This window comes from Streptomyces sp. NPDC026301 (assembly GCF_055567935.1).
The window spans coordinates 39,148-53,833 of record NZ_JBVHPN010000024.1 but is presented as its reverse complement, the minus strand read 5'-3'; the positions used below and the strand labels follow the sequence as shown (position 1 = coordinate 53,833).

Sequence of the window (14,686 nt, the reverse complement as noted above, 5' to 3'; positions counted from 1 at the left end):
TATCGAATTTCGATAGGTGAGGCAAGGGCTGGGAGGTTCGGCCGGGGACCGCCCGAGACGGGTCAGTCTGCGCGTGCGGGGAGGGGCTGTGAGGGACGTGGGCCGTGCAGGGCGTAGGCGATACCGGTGTCGGGTTCGGTGTGGTAGCCGGTGTGGAACGCGGTCGTGTAGTCGTCCCCGATGAGCCGGCGGAGCTGCGCCTCGCATGTGTTTCGTGCGTCGAGGAACTCGGGGGAGCCCAGTCGGGGGGTGCCGAGGGTGTGCCAGGTCCGGTCGGCGATGCCGAGGAGCCGGGCGGCTTCCTCGGCGCGGCCGGAGGCGAGGGCGGCGGACGCGAGGACGTCGACGGTGATGGCGATGCCGAGGGTGTCGCGGAGCCGGCACTTGGCGTCCAGGGCGGTGCGGGCATGGGTCGCGGCCTCCTCCGCACGCCCCAGCCCCAGCGTGGCGAGGGCGCGTAGGTAGTACCCGTAGGCGCGGAACCACGTTTCGCCGTGCCGGGTGCCTTCGGCGCACATCTCGTCGGCGACGGCCGCGGCCTGGGCGAACTGTCCGAGATAGACGTGGGTGAAAGCCCTGACACCTCGTGTCAGGACCCACGCCGCGTCGTACCGCCCGCCGGCCGGACGGCTGCTCGGTACCGCGTCGAGCACCTCGGCGGCCTCGGTCTGCCGGCCGCTCACCGTGAGACTGGCGCCCTCCAGGAAGGCAGCGGCGACCGGGCCGGTCCCATCGGCTTCTTCGGCCACGGCCTTCCGGAAGGCGGTGGCGAGGCGGAGGCTGGACTCCAAGTCGCCCTGAGCGAAGGCGGCGAGGCCGCAGGACCACAGCGCTTTGGTACGGGCCGGCCCGGGGGCCGGCTCCAGGATCAGCGCCCGGTCCAGATAGTGCCTGCCCTCCTTGGCGAAGTCGCAGGCGTACCAGAGGAACCACAGTGCCCCGCCCATCTCCAGCGCGCTGTGCCCGTCGTTCTCGGTGAGGCAGAAGTCCAGCGCGGCCCGGATATTGGCGTGTTCGGCGACCATCCGGTCGCGCCAGGTGAGCTGATCCGGCCCCATCCAGGCGGCCTCCGCCCGGTGCGCCAGCGTCCGGTAGTGGTCCCGGTGACGGCAGAGGAACGTGTACTCCTCGCCCAGGAGGCGCAGCCAGCCGGCGCCGTACTCGCGCAGGGTGTCCAGCATCCGGTACCGCTCCCCGGCTCCGGTCGGCTCCCAGACCAGGAGCGACCTGTCCACCAGGGCCGCGAGCAGGGCGCTGAGGCGCTGGGCGGGCAGCTGCTCGTCGGCGCAGATCCGGATGGCGCCGTGGGCATCGAAGGTGCCGGCGAAGACGGACAGCCGGGCCCACAGCAGCCGCTCGGCCGGGGTGCACAGCTGGTGGCTCCAGCCGATGGCGGTGCGCAGTGCCTGGTGCCAGGGGGGCTCGGCCTCTTCCACCACTTCGTCGGTGGTGCCCAGGACCGCGAACCGGTCTTCCAGCCGCTCGGTCAGTTCCTGGACCGACAGCTCGCCCAGGCGGGCAGCGGCGAGTTCGATGGCCAGCGGCAGGCCGTCCAGGCGTCGGCACAGCCGCACCAGATCGGCCCGCTCGCCGGGGCCGGTGACCGTGAAGCCGGGGACAGTACGGGCGGCCCGCTCGGCCAGCAGCACCACGGCATCCGCCTGCGCCGCCGCCGGATCGTCGGGCTCGGGCACCGGCAGGGGCTCGACGGTGAGCACGTTCTCGCCGGGCAGGTTCAGGGTGCGGCGGCTGGTGGCCAGGATCCGCAGGCCGGGCGCGGCCCGCACCAGTACCTGGGCCGCCAGGGCGCAGGCGTCGGTCAGGTGCTCGCAGGTGTCCAGGATCAGCAGCAGTTCCCGGTCGGCGAGGTAGTCGGCCAGTACGTCGATCACCGGGCGGGTGGTCTGGTCGGCCAGGGGCAGGGCTTCGGCGATGGTGTGTGCCAGCAGCGCCCCTCGGCGCAGGGGCGAGAGCTCGACCAGCCACACTCCGTCCCGGAACCGGGGCCGGAGTACGGCCGCGGCCTCCAGGGCGAGGCGGGTCTTGCCGACCCCGCCGGCCCCGGTCAGCGTCACCAGCCGTGCCGCTCCCTCGAACAGCCGCTGCACCTCGGCCAGTTCGTCCCGGCGGCCCACCATCCTCGTCTTCGCCGCCGGCAGGTTGCCCGCCTGCCGCTGGTCACCCGTCACGATCGTCCTTCCCCGGCCCTGCGGATGATCCGTGCAGGGACGGAAATTGTGTCGACTGCCGCCACGCTGCGCACTGCGCGAAGGAAAAAGACCGAAGAACTCGGCATTCACCGTAAAGCCTTGCTTTTGCGCGACACCTAACGACCGGACCGGGACCGGACCGGGCCTGAGCCTGGCAGCGGGGGCCTGTGCCGTTGCCCTCGGCCGCGCCTGCCCCTCATGGTTATAGTAGGTAGGCCGACCTACCTACTTTGGGGCGTGATGAGCGACATCGACAAGGGGACGACGGGGCCCGTGAGGCGGCGGGCGGCCCGGGAGCGGCTGCTGGCCGCCGCGGCGCGGCGCTTCTACGCCGATGGCGTGTCGGCGACCGGGATCGACACCCTCACGACCGAAGCGGGCGTGGCGAAGAAGAGCCTGTACAACAACTTCTCCTCCAAGGCCGACCTGGTGCGGGCCTACCTCGAGGCCCGGCACGAGGAGTGGCTGGGGCTGTACCGGGCGCGGCTGGGGGAGGCCCAGGACGCGCGCGGTGGCGTGCTCGCGGTTTTCGACGCCTACGCCGATCACGCGGCGTTCGCCTACGAGCACGGCTTTCGCGGCTGCGGCCTGCTGAACGCGGCCGCCGAGCTGCCCGCCGGAGACGAGGGGCGGGCCCTGGTGCGCCGCCACAAGGAGGACGTCGAGGCCCTGCTCGCCGGCCATCTCGAAAAGCTGCTGCCCGAGCGCCCCGGCCAAGCGCGTGCGACGGCGGAGCAGCTGGCGTTCCTGCTGGAAGGCGCGATGGCCCGCGCCGGCCTGGAGGGCGACAGCACTCGTCTGCAGCACGCCCGCACGATGGCGGCGGACCTGCTGGACAGATTGTGAGGCGGCCCGGCGGGCACGCGGCCCGCTCGGTGGGCGCGGGATCGCTGTGCGTGCTCGCGGCGTCCGTGCTGTGGGGCACCACAGGTACCGCGGCGACCCTCGCCCCGGCCGTGGGACCCCTGGCGATCGGGGCTGTCGCGATGGGGCTGGGCGGACTGCTCCAGGCCCTGGTGGCCGCGCCTCGGATCGTCCGCCGGGCTCCGGAGCTGCGTGCACAGCGCGGCACCGTGCTGCTGGGCGCGGTGGCGGTGGCGATCTACCCCCTGGCGTTCTACAGCTCGATGCGGCTGGCCGGGGTAGCCGTGGGAACGGTGATATCGATCGGCACGGCCCCACTGGCTTCCGCCGTGATCGAACGCGTCGTGGACCGGCGCCGGCTCACCCGCCGCTGGATGCTCGGCGCGGCCCTCGGCCTGCTGGGCACCGTCATGCTCTGCGTCGCGGAGGCCACGCGGGCACATGACGAGCCCGGAACGGTCTCCCTGGGTGCCACCGTCCTCGGTGTGGCGCTGGGCCTGATCGCCGCCGTGACCTACGCCCTCTACTCCTGGGCGGCGCACCGGCTGATCAGCCGCGGGGTCGGCTCCCGCGCGGCGATGGGCGCGGTCTTCGGGCTGGGCGGGCTACTGCTCGTGCCCGTGCTCCTGGGCACCGGCGCCCCGCTCATCAGCTCCTGGCCCCACGCGGCCGTCGGCGCCTACATGGCGCTGGTGCCCATGTTCGCGGGCTACGTGCTGTTCGGCTGGGGGCTGACGCATGTCCCCGCCAGCACGGCGACCACCCTCTCGCTGCTCGAACCGGCCGTCGCGGCCGTACTCGCCGTGCTGGTCGTCGGCGAACGCCTGCCCGCCTTGGGCTGGTTCGGCATCGCACTCGTCGTCGGCTGCCTGGCCGTCCTCACCACACCGACGCGGTCCGTTTCCGGGAGCGCGATGACGCTGCTCTCCTGGCGGGGCGCCAGGAGAGCAGCGGGGCGGGCGGCCGTTACAGGACGGCGACGGTGAACTTCACCGGGTTCGCCGTGGTCCCGTAGGCGGTGAACACCGTGATGGCGTTCTTCCTGTTGCCGCAGGTGGAGGTCGGTTCGCGTCTGACGTCGATGCTGTACGTGCCCTGGCCGTCATTGGTCGTGCCCACCACGACCGCGTCGTTCAGGGTGACGTCGGGGTCGGAGACCACGACGCAGTAGCCGGCCTTGCCCACGAGCCAGGACGAGGAGACGTTCTTGGCGGCGAGCAGGGTGCCGTTGGCCGCGACCTGGGCCGCGGCTTGGGCGTGCGGGGCGTACATCTCGGGCGGGGCGGCCGCGGCGGTGCCGGCCAGGGCGGGCAGTGAGATCAGGGCGGCTGCTGTCAGTGCAGCGGAGCGCTTGAACAGGGTGCCGACGTTCATGAGGATGCTTCCTTTCGGGCCGAGGCGGGTTACGGGACGACGAGGAAGAAGGCGTAGTCGTGCAGCCCGTACTGGCTGTTGCCGGTGTAGACGGTGAGCGTGTCGGCGGCGCTGCCGCAGGAGGCCGAGGGGGCGGTGGAGAGCACGACGGTGTGACCCCACGGCTTTCCGTGCGTCTCCGGGGCCATGGTGGCGACCGGGGTGCTCCTGGCCACATCGATCTTGGCCGCGTCGTCGAAGGTCACGCAGTACACGCCTGCGCCGGGCTTGTTGATCGCCTTGATGCCCTGGGACTGCTTGCGGGTGCCGTTTTCATTGACCAGGGCGGACGCCCGTGCGTGCGGGGCCTGGGCCTTGACGGGCGAGTCGTCGGCGATGGCGACACCGCCGACGACGCCCATCGCCAGCACGCCGAAGGCCGCGATCGTCGCGATGACGCCGCGCGGCGTCCTGATGGATTTGCGCATGACTTCCTCCGTGTCGTGACCGCCCGGACGAGCGTCGTCACGGAGAACATGCAAGCCGACACGCGGTGTGATCGGCAGAGGGTTGGCGGGTTGTCACTCCGAACGAGTCACAGTGATCACTTCAAACCTGGAACCGCAGCGTGAGCTGCGACTTCAGTGCGCCGCGCACGCCCCGGCGCAATGCCCGGCCAGTAGGGCGGGGCGATAGCGCAGAAAGGGCCGGCCCCGGTGGGGGGCCGGCCCTTTCAGGTGTGGCGGTGGGGCGTGGGTCAGGCGGCGGGCTGGGGGGCGGGCTGGCCGGGGGAGTTGACCGGGCCGGCCGGGGCGCCGGCCTGGTACAGGGCGAGCCAGGTGGTGGGGTTGACCACGCCGTTCGGTACGAGGTCGTGGTCGGACTGGAAGTGGGCCACGGCCGCCATGGTGTTGGCGTCGAAGGTGCCGCTGAGGTTGTTCCAGCCCAGGTACTGGCGGTTGGCCAGCAGGCACTGGACCTGGGAGACCTGGTCGCCCGCCGCACCGAGGGAGACGGTGCCGCGGTCCTCGGAGAAGGCGCAGGCCGCGGGGCCGTGCACGACGTTGTCGCCCATCGCGGCGGACGCGGGGCTGGCGAGCAGGCCGGTGGTCAACAGGCCCGCGCCCGCGGCCAGTACGGCCGCACGCTTGAGGGCCCTGCCGGGCCTGCGGAAACGGGGAGTGGGGATACGGAAAGTGCTCACGCTGCTCGCGTTCCCAGCGGCGGGAAAACCATGTGAAGTGAGCGTTGTGGATCTTGTGAAGGATCCTCGTGCGGGGTTACCGGTCCTACGCGTCCGCCGGGTACCAGCGGAGTTCGACCGTGTTGCCGTCCGGGTCCTGGACGTACAGGGACTCGGCGGTGCCGCGGGCGCCGAAGCGCTTGCCGGGGCCGTCCAGGACGGTGAACACCCCGGAGTCGACGACCTGTTGCCAGTCCACGGGTGCGACGACCAGGCAGAGGTGGTCGACATTGGAGTGGTGCGCGACGCCGTCCTCGTCGGGCGCCGCCTCCGGAGCCCGTACGAGGTCGATGATCGTCGTCGGGCTCACCCGCACGGAGGGGAACGGCACCTCGCCGGCCCGCCATTCGTCCACCCGTACCGGTTCGAGGCCGAGCGGGCCGCAGTAGAAGTCCAGCGCGCGTTCGACGTCGGCGACGTTGAGGACCAGGTGGTCGAAGGCGGTGACGGTCACGGGAGCCGGGGTGCCGGTACGCATGGTGGTGCTCCTTCGTTGGGAGTGCGGGCCGGTCAGGACTCGCGGTGGACCTTCGTGTTGGACGCCTGGGCGCGCGGGCGGACGACGAGGAGGTCGATGTTGACGTGGGCCGGGCGGGTGACCGCCCAGGCGATCGTCTCGGCCACGTCCTCGGCGGTCAACGGCTCGGCGACGCCCTCGTACACCTTGGCGGCCTTCGCCTCGTCGCCGCGGAAGCGGGTCAGCGCGAACTCATCCGTGCGGACCATGCCGGGCGCGATCTCGATGACGCGTACGGGCTCGCCGCACAGCTCCAGGCGGAGCGTCTCGGCGAGCACGTGCGCGCCGTGCTTGGCGGCCACGTAACCGCCGCCGCCCTCGTACGTGCCGTGCCCGGCCGTCGAGGAGAGGACGACGACCGTGCCGTCGCCGGTGGCGGTCAGGGCGGGGAGCAGCGCCTGTGTCACGTTGAGCACGCCGAGGACGTTGACCTCGTACATCGCGCGCCAGTCGGCCGGGTCGGCGGTGGCCACCGGGTCGGTGCCCAGCGCGCCGCCGGCGTTGGCGACCAGGACGTCGCAGCGGTCCAGGGAGGCCGCGAAGGCGTCGACGGCGGCGCGGTCGGTGACGTCGAGGGCGTACGCCTCGGCGTGCGGGAGCTCGGCGGCCAGCGCCTCGACGCGGTCCTTGCGGCGCGCGGCGAGGATCACGCGATAGCCCGCCTCGGCGAGCTGCCGGGCGGTCGCGGCACCGATGCCGCTGCTCGCTCCGGTGACGACGGCGGTACGGGCGGCGGCGGACATGCGTGCTCCTCGGGACTGCGGGCGTACGGGCGTACGCGCCTACTTGGCGTGCGAGTTGCGGTACGCGCTCAGGATATGCAGGCCGGGCAGCCGCGGCGGACCCGGCAGGCGGGACCTCGGGTGGCCCGCCGGATGCTCAGCGGCCCCGCGGCGCGTACATGATCAGGGCCATGCCGGCCAGGCAGACCAGGGCGCCGGTGACGTCCCAGCGGTCGGGCCGGTAGCCGTCCGCGACCATGCCCCAGACCAGCGAGCCGACGACGAAGACGCCCCCGTACGCGGCGAGGATGCGGCCGAAGTCGGCGTCCGGCTGGAGCGTGGCGACGAAGCCGTACGCGCCCAGGGCCAGTACGCCCGCGCCCGCCCAGATCCAGCCGCGGCTCTCCCGTACGCCCTGCCAGACCAGCCAGGCGCCGCCGATCTCCAGGAAAGCGGCGAGGACGAAGAGCACGGCGGAGCGGACGATCGACATGCGCGCAGCGTATGCCGGGCGGAGGCCGGCCGTCCGCCCCGGTGGGCCGGGGCCGGGGCTCACCCCCGGCCCGGTGCCGCCGCCGTCGTGGCCGGCTCCCGCTCCGCCGGGCCCGTCCAGCGCAGCAGGGCCGCGCGCAGGGCGTCGGCGCGGGCCGCGCGGTCCATGGTGTCGGTGGCCCAGGCGATGTAGCCGTCGGGGCGGACCAGCAGCGCGGTGCGCCGGTCGCCGCGCCAGGTGCCGTGCACGAGGCGGCGCGCGTCCCGGCCGCCCAGCTCCGGCGTCTCGTACGCGGGGGTGATGAGCACGAAGCGGTTGCCGCGCAGCGCTTCGTAGAGGCGACTGCCGTCCGCGAGCCGGATGTCGGGCGCGCGCCGGCCCGTCAGCGGGTGGTCGCCGCGGTGGCGGCCGTACGCGATGCCGATGCCGGTGATCATCGAGACCGCGCGGTGGGTCACCGGCGGTACCCGCTTGATGAGCTGCGTGGCCAGCAGGCGCGCCGCGCGCTGTGCGCGGGTCTGCAGCAGCGCGAACCGGATGAGCGCGCCGCTGGAGCGCAGCACCATGCGGCCCACCGGGTGGCGTTCGGCCTGGTAGGTGTCCAGCAGCGCGTCGGTGGCCCGGCCGCGCAGTACGGCGATGAGCTTCCAGCTGAGGTTGGCGGCGTCCTGGAGTCCGGTGTTCATGCCCTGGCCGCCGGCCGGGGAGTGGACGTGGGCCGCGTCGCCCGCGAGGAACGCCCGGCCGACGCGGTACTGCGGCACCTGCCGCTCGTCGCTGTGGAAGCGGGACATCCAGCGGGCCTCCTGGATGCCGTAGTCGGTGCCGTGGGCGAGCCGGGTGAGCTCGCGGACCTCTGCCAGGTCGACCGGCGCCTTGTCGTCGGTCTGCCGGTGGCGGTGCCAGGCGATCACCCGGAACCAGCCGTCGCCGAAGCCCGCGATGAGGGCGAAGGCGTCGTCGGTGGCCTTGGCGACGAGCGGCGCGTCCGGCTCCTCGGTGAGCCGTACGTCGGCGAGTACGACGGACCGGATGACGGCCTTGCCGGGGAACGGCAGGCCGAGCGCCCGGCGGACGCCGCTGTGCACGCCGTCGGTCCCGACCAGGTAGGAAGCGCGGTGGCCGGCCGTGCCACCGCCTTCGGTGCGGACCGTGGCCGTGATGCCGTCGGCGTCCTGGTCGACGCCGGTGAGCTCGTGGCCGTACGCGAAGGTCACGCCGGCCTTGCGGGCCCGCTCCTCCAGTACCCGCTCCACCTCGAACTGCGGGGTGACCAGGATGAACGGGAAGCGGGTGGGCAGTTCGGTCGGGTCGATCGAGACATCGGCGAACAGCTGGAGCGAGGTCACCGGGTGGCCGGTGTCGACCACTTCCTCGGCGAGGCCGCGGGCGTCGAACTGTTCGAGGGTGCGGGCGTGCACGACCAGGGAGCGGGTGAGGTTGCTGATCCCGGGGGCGCGGCGCTCCAGCAGGGTGACGTCGAGGCCGGCCTCGGCCAGGTCGCCGGCGAGCAGCAGGCCGGTGGGCCCGGCGCCGACGACCAGGACGTCGGAGGTGGGGTGCTGGGTCATCGAGGGGAAGGTGTCGCTGGGCTTGCGGTTCATGGCCGCCTCCTGTGCCAACACTTGTAGGTCAACGCTCGTTGGCTGCTTATGGGCAACGTACGGCTGCTCCTCTGGTGTGTCAACAGGTGTTGGCCTACGCTTGTTGACATGGCCGACACCGATCCCTCAGCCCGCCCCCGCCGCTCCGACGCGACCCGGGCCGCGATCCTCACCGCCGCCCGCGACCGCTTCGCCGCGGAGGGGTACGAGCGCGCCACCATCCGGGCCATCGCCAGGGACGCGGGCATCGACCCCTCCATGGTCATGCGCTACTACGGCAACAAAGAGGGCCTGTTCGTGGCCGCCACGGAGATCGACCTGCGGATGCCGGACCTGACTCTCGTACCGCGGGAGCTGCTGGGCGAGCGGTTGGTGCGCCATTTCCTGGACCTCTGGGAGAGCGATGAGCGGCTGACCGGGATGGTGCGGGTCGGCGTGACGATGGAGGCGGGCGCCGAGCGGGTGCGGTCGATCTTCCGCGACCAGCTGGGGCCGGTGATCGCGGCGGTCTGCCCGGTGCCGGACGAGGAGGAGGCCGCGGTGCGGGCCGCGCTGGTCGCCTCGCAGATCCTGGGCATGGCGATGGCCCGTTACGTCGTCCGCATACCGCCGGCCGTGGGGCTCGGCCACGACGAGGTCGTCGCCTGGCTCGCGCCCACGGTGCAGCGGTACTTGACGGAGGAGCGGCCGTAAGCCGTCGGGCTACAGCGGTGTCGCCGCCTGGAGGACGAGGAAGAGGGCGACGGTGGCGTTGACGGAGGAGAGGGCGGAGGCCAGGGTGCCGGCCGCCGCGACGAGGGTGGCGATACCGGCCGGGGTGGCTGCCCGCGGCCAGCTGCGAGTCGGCGGTCCGGACCGCAGCAGCGCCGCCACCCGGCGCGGTACGGGCCCCGGAGCGGCGAACGACGCCAGCCCCGCCATCGGCGCGTGCCGGGTGACGAGCGCCGCCTTGCCCACCGCGCGCGCCGTCACACGGCGGTCGCCGACCGCTTGCGCCGCCTCCTCGTCCGCCCAGCGTTCGGTGCAGAACTCCGTGGCCGTACGCAGCGGTCGCAGAAAGGGATTGGCGCGGGCCGCGAGCTGTACGGCCAGCAGGTAACGGTGGTGACGGCCCGCCAGATGGGCACGCTCGTGCGCGAACAGGGCCCGCCGCTCGCGCGAGTCCAGCCGGGCCAGCATCGCGGTGGACACCACGATCCGGCCCGGACCGGGCCGCCGGGCCGGCAGCGCGTACGCGTACGGCGCGCCGTCCGGCAGGACCGCGACCCGCGAGCCCGGCAGCCCGGCCAGCGCGCGGGCCGCCCGGCGCCGTACGCGCAGATGGCGCCAGAGCGTACGGACACCGGCGACGGCCACCGCGCACAGGGCGGGGATCGCCGCCCTGCCTGCGATCTCGTCGTACGGGACCGCCGCGCGCACCTCCGGGTCGGACCAGCCGTCCGGCAGCGGGTTGCCGGGCAGCTGGGCGGTGCCGACGACCATGATCAGGCCGAGGCAGAGCGTGCTGCATACGGCCAGTACGGCTGCCACGCCGGCCAGCAGACGGGTGGCGCTGCGCGGGTGCAGATGCTGTTCGGCCAGGCGCGCCACCGGCCACGCGGTCAGCGGGAGCACCAGGGGCAGGAAGACGAACACGCCCACGGTCAGCCCTCCGGGGGCGCTTCCGGGGCGTCCGCCGCCTCGTGGAGCAGGCCGCGCAGCAGCCGTTCGTCGTCGGCTGAGAGGGCCGTGACGAAGCTGGCCAGTACCGCTTCCCGGTCGGTCTCGGCGTCCAGTACCCGGCGCATGCGCAGCGCGGCGAGCCCCGCCTCGTCGGACGCGGCCTGCCACACGAAGGCGCGGCCCAGGCGCTCGCGGGTGACGGCCCCCTTGGCCAGCAGCCGGGAGAGGATGGTCATGACGGTGGTGTAGGCGAGGTCGCCGTCCAGGCGTTCCTGCACCCAGGCCGCGGTCGCCGGGCCCGGGGAGAGCCGCAGCACCGACAGGACCTGTGCCTCCAGTTCGCCCTGGCCGCGCCGGCGCCCGCGGGGGTCGCGCTCGTGCCGCCCCTCGCCCGGTCGCCGGTCCGCTCCGCGGTCCACTCCGCCGTCTCCCTCCGCCGCCCCGGCCGTACGTGTGGTGGTCGTACGGTCCGTGGGGCGGCCATCGTACTGATGTGAGCCCGGGGCGTACGCCTGGTCTTCACCCGCTGTTTCTACAGTGCTGTAGATTCAAGGTGCCGGCGAACGGGGGCGGAAGCGGGGAAGCGATGGCGCGGTTACGGCGGGAAGGCCTGCGGGCACGGGACACGGCGGACTTCGAGCGGCTGGTGGACCGGGCACTGAGCACCGGTGCGATCGCGCGGGCCGTACGGGCCGACCCCACCGGCGGGCTCGCCCGACGGCTGCGCAGCGGCGCGCTCGCCGAGGCCGCCCTGCTCGCGGAGGCGGCCGCGCCGGAGTACCGGACGTACCTCGCCCTCCGGGAGGGCGCGGACGGCGGGGAGGGTGACGGTGGGAATGGGAACGGGGACGGGGACGAGGGGGAGCGGCGGGGGCGCGGGCTGCTGCCCCTGCTCGGCGTGTTGGTGCCGAGCCTGGCCGCCGTCGCGGCCGTTGTCTTCTTCCTGCTCGGCTTCCTGCTGCGGCCGGCCGCCTCGCAACGGGCGCTCGCGGACGCCCTGATCACCGCGGGGCAGGTGTCCGTGGTGGTCACCGCGGTGTCGCTGGCCTGCGGCGTCGCCGGGCTGCTCGGCACCGCTGCCCGGCACCGGGCGTCCGGCGCCGATGCTCCGGGCGAGCGGCTGCGGCGGGCCCACGAGGCGTGGCAGCTGGCGCTGCTGGAGCGCGGGATCGGGCCGTACTTGGAGCGGCGGCTCCGCGCCGCCCCGCCATCCGACCGGGACGCAGCCCGGCCCTCCCGCCCTTCCCGGCTCGGCTACAGCAGTCCGGACTTCGCGGGTCCGGACTTCGCCGGTCCGGACTTCGCCGGTCCGGACTTCGGCGGACCCGATTCCGGGCCGCGTCGCTGACCAGTACGCTCATGAGGCCCTCCGTGCGGAGGGGGAAAAGAGGACCGGGGATGTTCGGGATCAGTGAGATCGCGCTGCTCCTCATCGTGGTGATCGTGCTGCTCGCGGCCAAGCGGCTGCCCGACCTCGTGCGGTCGGCCGGCAAGGCGACCCGCATCCTGAAGAGCGAGACCAGGGCGATGAAGGACGGGGTGCACCCGGACGACGACGGCCCGCCGCCGCGCGTGATCAAGGCGCAGCCCGGCGACGTGATCAACTCCCGCGCCCATGAGGGGCCTTCCCGTACGCCCGAGGAGGGCGGGGCCCGCGGCTGAGCGCCGCGGGGCCCCGGGTCGCGCCCGTCACCTCTCGGGTCAGAGGTCGAACTCGGCCGGCGGGATGTCCAGCGCGAAGCAGACATCGCGCACGACGGCCTGCTCGGTCTTGTCGAAGTCGCCGTCCGCGCCGCCGATGACGATGCCGATCTGGATGACGGCCCGCGCCTCGGTCGGCTTCTTCTTCACCTTGCCGATCTCCTGGAGCACGCTCACCCTGCCGAAGTCGAAGTCGGCGATGAGCTTGTCGAGGTAACCGTCGAAGCGGCGCTGCAGGTCGTCCGCCGGGAAGTTCTGCAGCACGTCGTTCGACATGATCAGCTGGGCGACGCGGCGGCGTTCGGAGGCGTCGACGCTGCCGTCCGCCGCGGCCACCAGCGCGCACATCGCCATGCTCGCGTCCCGGAAGGCGCCGCTCTTGAGGTCGTTCTTCTTCGCCGTCAGCTGCGTCTGCATCGTCTGGGCGGAGTCCTTGATCCGGTCCCACAGGGCCATGTGCTTCTCCTCGTCGTTCCTCGTCCACCGCACCGCGCAGGGGCGCGCCGCAGAGCTGAAATCTACACGGGTGTAGAAGTTGACGGCATGGTCCGGCCGGGATCACCGGCCGCCCCCCCGGCCGGGGCCCGAGGGGTGGTGTCCGTCATGGTGCTCAACGTGCCCGCGATACGAATCGTGCCCGCGATGCGCATCGTGTCCGCGATGCGCGTCGTGCCCGTGGTGCGTTTCGTGTCAGCCGAGGTCGAGCCGGCCCGCGACCACGTCGTGGGCCACGTCGGAGAGCAGCCGGCGGTGCGCGCGGGCGTGGCCGCGCAGCAGGGCGAAGGCGCCGTCCATGGTGAGCGAGTGGCGGGTGGCGAGCACGCCCTTGGCCTGCTCGATGATCACCCGGCTGTTCAGCGCGAACTCCAGCTGCGCGCTCAGCGTCCGGCTCGCGTGCAGTTCGTGGTCGCGCATCAGGATCAGCGCGGTGAAGTCCGCGAGGGACTGGGCGAGCGTCGCCGCCTCCTCGGACACCGGGTCGTCCGCCGCGGAGCCGAGCAGGACCAGCGCGCCCACGGACCGCTCGCCGGTCCGCAGCGGGAAGGCGGCGGCGCGCGCGTACCCCAGCTCCAGCGCCCGCGGCGCGTACCGCGGCCAGCGCTGCCTGGCCGGCGGGCCGTCGAACGCGATGCCGGAGAGCGGCCGGCCGCTGCGGCGGCTGTCCGTGCCCGGGCCCTCGCGCCACTTCAGCGCCTCCTGCTTCAGCAGCTGCGCGCCGTCCTCGGAGCCGGCCACCTGCGGTTCCGCCCGGTCGTCGGCGGCCGCCTCCGCGCCGGCGGCGCGCACCCCGAGCAACCCGGGACTGCACCGCGCCAGCGTGGCCAACAGCTCGGGAACCTCCAGGCGCGTGCCCGCGGTGCCTCCGGACAGTTCCACGAACACGTCGGCGATCTGCTGTGCCGGTGTCGTCATGACGCCCCCTTCAGGCGAGTCGCAGCGCTCCGCGAACCTTGCGCCATCCTTGCCGGTCAGGCAAGACGGAGCTTTCCGTGCACGATCCGCCGGGCCATTTCATTGACGGGTACCCCGTCGGCGTATGCCTTCGCCTTGATGAGCGCGAGTGCGTCCTCGACAGGACAGTGAGCTTGTACGGACACCATGCCTGCCGCCTGGTGCACCGTGTCCCGGTGGTCCGTGCCGCCGTAGAGCTCCGGATCGGCGTCCGGGCCGAGCAGTACGGTGCGCACCAGCGCCTCGGTGACCTCGGTGAAGACCGCGGACCTGGCGATACCTGGCCGGGGGTCGAAGACGGCCAGTGAACCCAGGCAGCCGTCGGGAGTTTCCAAGGGTACGGCGACCACCTCGCCGAAGCCCAGTGCCGTCACCGCCGGGCCGTAACCGGGCCAGCGCCGCTCGATGGCGGGCCCGGAGGCGGTGACCAGGCAGCGGCCGGCGGCGGCGTCCCGGCAGGGGCCTTCGCCCAGTACGTACTCCAGATCCTGGGCGGCGCGCGACGGATCGTCGGACGCGGCGACCGCGAGCTGGCTGTGGTCGGAGCCGAGCAGGGCCAGGGCGGCGCTGCCCGTGCCGCAGGCGTCCGCGACCACGCTCATGAACGGGGGCGGCGGGCCGGCGGGCGACCGCCAGCTCTCCAGCCGGTGGGCGTACGCCTCTTGGAGATGGGCCGAGGAACGATGGGTGGCGGCCGCTTTGCGGTGGGTGGCCGCGAGCCGGAGATGGAGCGGATGTCCGGTCTTCTCCGCGAAGCGTTCCTGCTGTGCGGCCAGCGCCTCGGCGCGGTCCGCGCGTCGGTGCGCCCCGGCCGCACGACGCCGTGCGGCCGCCGCCGTTCCGGACGGACCACGGGTTTCCATGG

At 73.2% G+C, this 14,686-nt stretch carries 18 protein-coding genes; 5 read left to right on the top strand and 13 right to left on the bottom strand.

Annotated elements, in window-relative coordinates:
* Positions 1-62 precede the first annotated feature (62 nt).
* Entirely contained in the window at positions 63-2,189 is a 2,127-nt protein-coding gene (locus ACZ4MH_RS30975) for an ATP-binding protein (RefSeq protein ID WP_351595160.1), read from the bottom strand.
* A gap of 261 nt (positions 2,190-2,450) precedes the next feature.
* Between ACZ4MH_RS30975 and ACZ4MH_RS30970 the strand changes: the two genes are divergently transcribed.
* Entirely contained in the window at positions 2,451-3,056 is a 606-nt protein-coding gene (locus ACZ4MH_RS30970) for a TetR/AcrR family transcriptional regulator (protein ID WP_351595158.1), read from the top strand.
* Positions 3,053-4,060 carry a DMT family transporter gene (locus ACZ4MH_RS30965; protein WP_351595156.1) on the top strand — a complete coding sequence of 336 codons (1,008 nt, stop codon included), beginning with the start codon at positions 3,053-3,055 and terminating at the stop codon, positions 4,058-4,060. Before ACZ4MH_RS30970 ends, ACZ4MH_RS30965 begins: the two co-directional genes overlap by 4 nt.
* Here the strand turns inward: ACZ4MH_RS30965 and ACZ4MH_RS30960 are convergent.
* From ACZ4MH_RS30960 to ACZ4MH_RS30930, 7 genes are all read right to left on the bottom strand, one after another.
* A complete protein-coding gene (locus tag ACZ4MH_RS30960) occupies positions 4,041-4,448 on the bottom strand; it encodes a hypothetical protein (RefSeq protein WP_351595154.1) in 408 nt (135 codons plus the stop codon). The genes ACZ4MH_RS30965 and ACZ4MH_RS30960 overlap by 20 nt on opposite strands.
* Before the next feature lie 29 nt (positions 4,449-4,477).
* Positions 4,478-4,915, bottom strand: coding sequence for a hypothetical protein (locus ACZ4MH_RS30955; protein WP_351595151.1), 438 nt, complete (start codon positions 4,913-4,915; stop codon positions 4,478-4,480).
* A gap of 269 nt (positions 4,916-5,184) precedes the next feature.
* Entirely contained in the window at positions 5,185-5,631 is a 447-nt protein-coding gene (locus tag ACZ4MH_RS30950; protein ID WP_351595150.1) for a peptidoglycan-binding domain-containing protein, read from the bottom strand.
* A gap of 85 nt (positions 5,632-5,716) precedes the next feature.
* Positions 5,717-6,124, bottom strand: a complete 408-nt coding sequence (locus tag ACZ4MH_RS30945; RefSeq protein WP_351595244.1) for a VOC family protein — start codon at positions 6,122-6,124, stop codon at positions 5,717-5,719.
* Between the two features lie 56 nt (positions 6,125-6,180).
* Positions 6,181-6,930 (bottom strand): SDR family NAD(P)-dependent oxidoreductase, encoded by a 750-nt coding sequence (locus tag ACZ4MH_RS30940; RefSeq protein ID WP_351595148.1) that lies wholly within the window; start codon positions 6,928-6,930, stop codon positions 6,181-6,183.
* 136 nt (positions 6,931-7,066) lie between these two features.
* Positions 7,067-7,402 carry a YnfA family protein gene (locus ACZ4MH_RS30935; protein ID WP_351595146.1) on the bottom strand — a complete coding sequence of 112 codons (336 nt, stop codon included), beginning with the start codon at positions 7,400-7,402 and terminating at the stop codon, positions 7,067-7,069.
* A gap of 59 nt (positions 7,403-7,461) precedes the next feature.
* A complete protein-coding gene (locus ACZ4MH_RS30930) occupies positions 7,462-9,006 on the bottom strand; it encodes an FAD-dependent oxidoreductase (protein WP_467754800.1) in 1,545 nt (514 codons plus the stop codon).
* 108 nt (positions 9,007-9,114) lie between these two features.
* Between ACZ4MH_RS30930 and ACZ4MH_RS30925 the strand changes: the two genes are divergently transcribed.
* Positions 9,115-9,699, top strand: coding sequence for a TetR/AcrR family transcriptional regulator (locus ACZ4MH_RS30925; protein WP_351595039.1), 585 nt, complete (start codon positions 9,115-9,117; stop codon positions 9,697-9,699).
* Between the two features lie 9 nt (positions 9,700-9,708).
* Here ACZ4MH_RS30925 and ACZ4MH_RS30920 read toward each other — a convergent pair whose 3' ends face one another.
* Both ACZ4MH_RS30920 and ACZ4MH_RS30915 read right to left on the bottom strand, forming a co-directional pair.
* A complete protein-coding gene (locus ACZ4MH_RS30920) occupies positions 9,709-10,647 on the bottom strand; it encodes a M56 family metallopeptidase (RefSeq protein WP_351595036.1) in 939 nt (312 codons plus the stop codon).
* Positions 10,648-10,649: 2 nt separating this feature from the next.
* Positions 10,650-11,087, bottom strand: a complete 438-nt coding sequence (locus tag ACZ4MH_RS30915) for a BlaI/MecI/CopY family transcriptional regulator (protein ID WP_351595033.1) — start codon at positions 11,085-11,087, stop codon at positions 10,650-10,652.
* A 167-nt stretch (positions 11,088-11,254) separates the two neighbouring features.
* On the opposite strand from ACZ4MH_RS30915, the gene ACZ4MH_RS30910 reads away from it, so the two are divergent.
* A complete protein-coding gene (locus ACZ4MH_RS30910; RefSeq protein WP_351595030.1) occupies positions 11,255-12,016 on the top strand; it encodes a hypothetical protein in 762 nt (253 codons plus the stop codon).
* Positions 12,017-12,066: 50 nt separating this feature from the next.
* A complete protein-coding gene (locus tag ACZ4MH_RS30905) occupies positions 12,067-12,330 on the top strand; it encodes a twin-arginine translocase TatA/TatE family subunit (RefSeq protein ID WP_351595027.1) in 264 nt (87 codons plus the stop codon).
* A 39-nt stretch (positions 12,331-12,369) separates the two neighbouring features.
* On the opposite strand, the gene ACZ4MH_RS30900 is transcribed toward ACZ4MH_RS30905, so the two are convergent.
* The 3 genes from ACZ4MH_RS30900 to ACZ4MH_RS30890 all read right to left on the bottom strand — a co-directional run bounded on the left by ACZ4MH_RS30900 (position 12,370) and on the right by ACZ4MH_RS30890 (position 14,684).
* A complete protein-coding gene (locus tag ACZ4MH_RS30900) occupies positions 12,370-12,825 on the bottom strand; it encodes a tellurite resistance TerB family protein (protein WP_351595024.1) in 456 nt (151 codons plus the stop codon).
* Positions 12,826-13,059: 234 nt separating this feature from the next.
* Positions 13,060-13,782 carry an ANTAR domain-containing protein gene (locus ACZ4MH_RS30895; protein ID WP_351595021.1) on the bottom strand — a complete coding sequence of 241 codons (723 nt, stop codon included), beginning with the start codon at positions 13,780-13,782 and terminating at the stop codon, positions 13,060-13,062.
* A gap of 56 nt (positions 13,783-13,838) precedes the next feature.
* Positions 13,839-14,684 (bottom strand): ANTAR domain-containing protein, encoded by an 846-nt coding sequence (locus ACZ4MH_RS30890; RefSeq protein WP_351595018.1) that lies wholly within the window; start codon positions 14,682-14,684, stop codon positions 13,839-13,841.
* Positions 14,685-14,686: the final 2 nt, after the last annotated feature.

Bases quoted from the DNA above. Each gene is read 5' to 3' on its own strand.
- ACZ4MH_RS30960 (WP_351595154.1), bottom strand. From the start codon at position 4,448: ATGAACGTCGGCACCCTGTTCAAGCGCTCCGCTGCACTGACAGCAGCC.
- ACZ4MH_RS30940 (WP_351595148.1), bottom strand. From the start codon at position 6,930: ATGTCCGCCGCCGCCCGTACCGCCGTCGTCACCGGAGCGAGCAGCGGC.
- ACZ4MH_RS30890 (WP_351595018.1), bottom strand. From the start codon at position 14,684: ATGGAAACCCGTGGTCCGTCCGGAACGGCGGCGGCCGCACGGCGTCGT.
- ACZ4MH_RS30925 (WP_351595039.1), top strand. From the start codon at position 9,115: ATGGCCGACACCGATCCCTCAGCCCGCCCCCGCCGCTCCGACGCGACC.
- ACZ4MH_RS30970 (WP_351595158.1), top strand. From the start codon at position 2,451: ATGAGCGACATCGACAAGGGGACGACGGGGCCCGTGAGGCGGCGGGCG.
- ACZ4MH_RS30935 (WP_351595146.1), bottom strand. From the start codon at position 7,402: ATGTCGATCGTCCGCTCCGCCGTGCTCTTCGTCCTCGCCGCTTTCCTG.
- ACZ4MH_RS30955 (WP_351595151.1), bottom strand. From the start codon at position 4,915: ATGCGCAAATCCATCAGGACGCCGCGCGGCGTCATCGCGACGATCGCG.
- ACZ4MH_RS30895 (WP_351595021.1), bottom strand. From the start codon at position 13,782: ATGACGACACCGGCACAGCAGATCGCCGACGTGTTCGTGGAACTGTCC.
- ACZ4MH_RS30900 (WP_351595024.1), bottom strand. From the start codon at position 12,825: ATGGCCCTGTGGGACCGGATCAAGGACTCCGCCCAGACGATGCAGACG.
- ACZ4MH_RS30905 (WP_351595027.1), top strand. From the start codon at position 12,067: ATGTTCGGGATCAGTGAGATCGCGCTGCTCCTCATCGTGGTGATCGTG.
- ACZ4MH_RS30930 (WP_467754800.1), bottom strand. From the start codon at position 9,006: ATGAACCGCAAGCCCAGCGACACCTTCCCCTCGATGACCCAGCACCCC.
- ACZ4MH_RS30910 (WP_351595030.1), top strand. From the start codon at position 11,255: ATGGCGCGGTTACGGCGGGAAGGCCTGCGGGCACGGGACACGGCGGAC.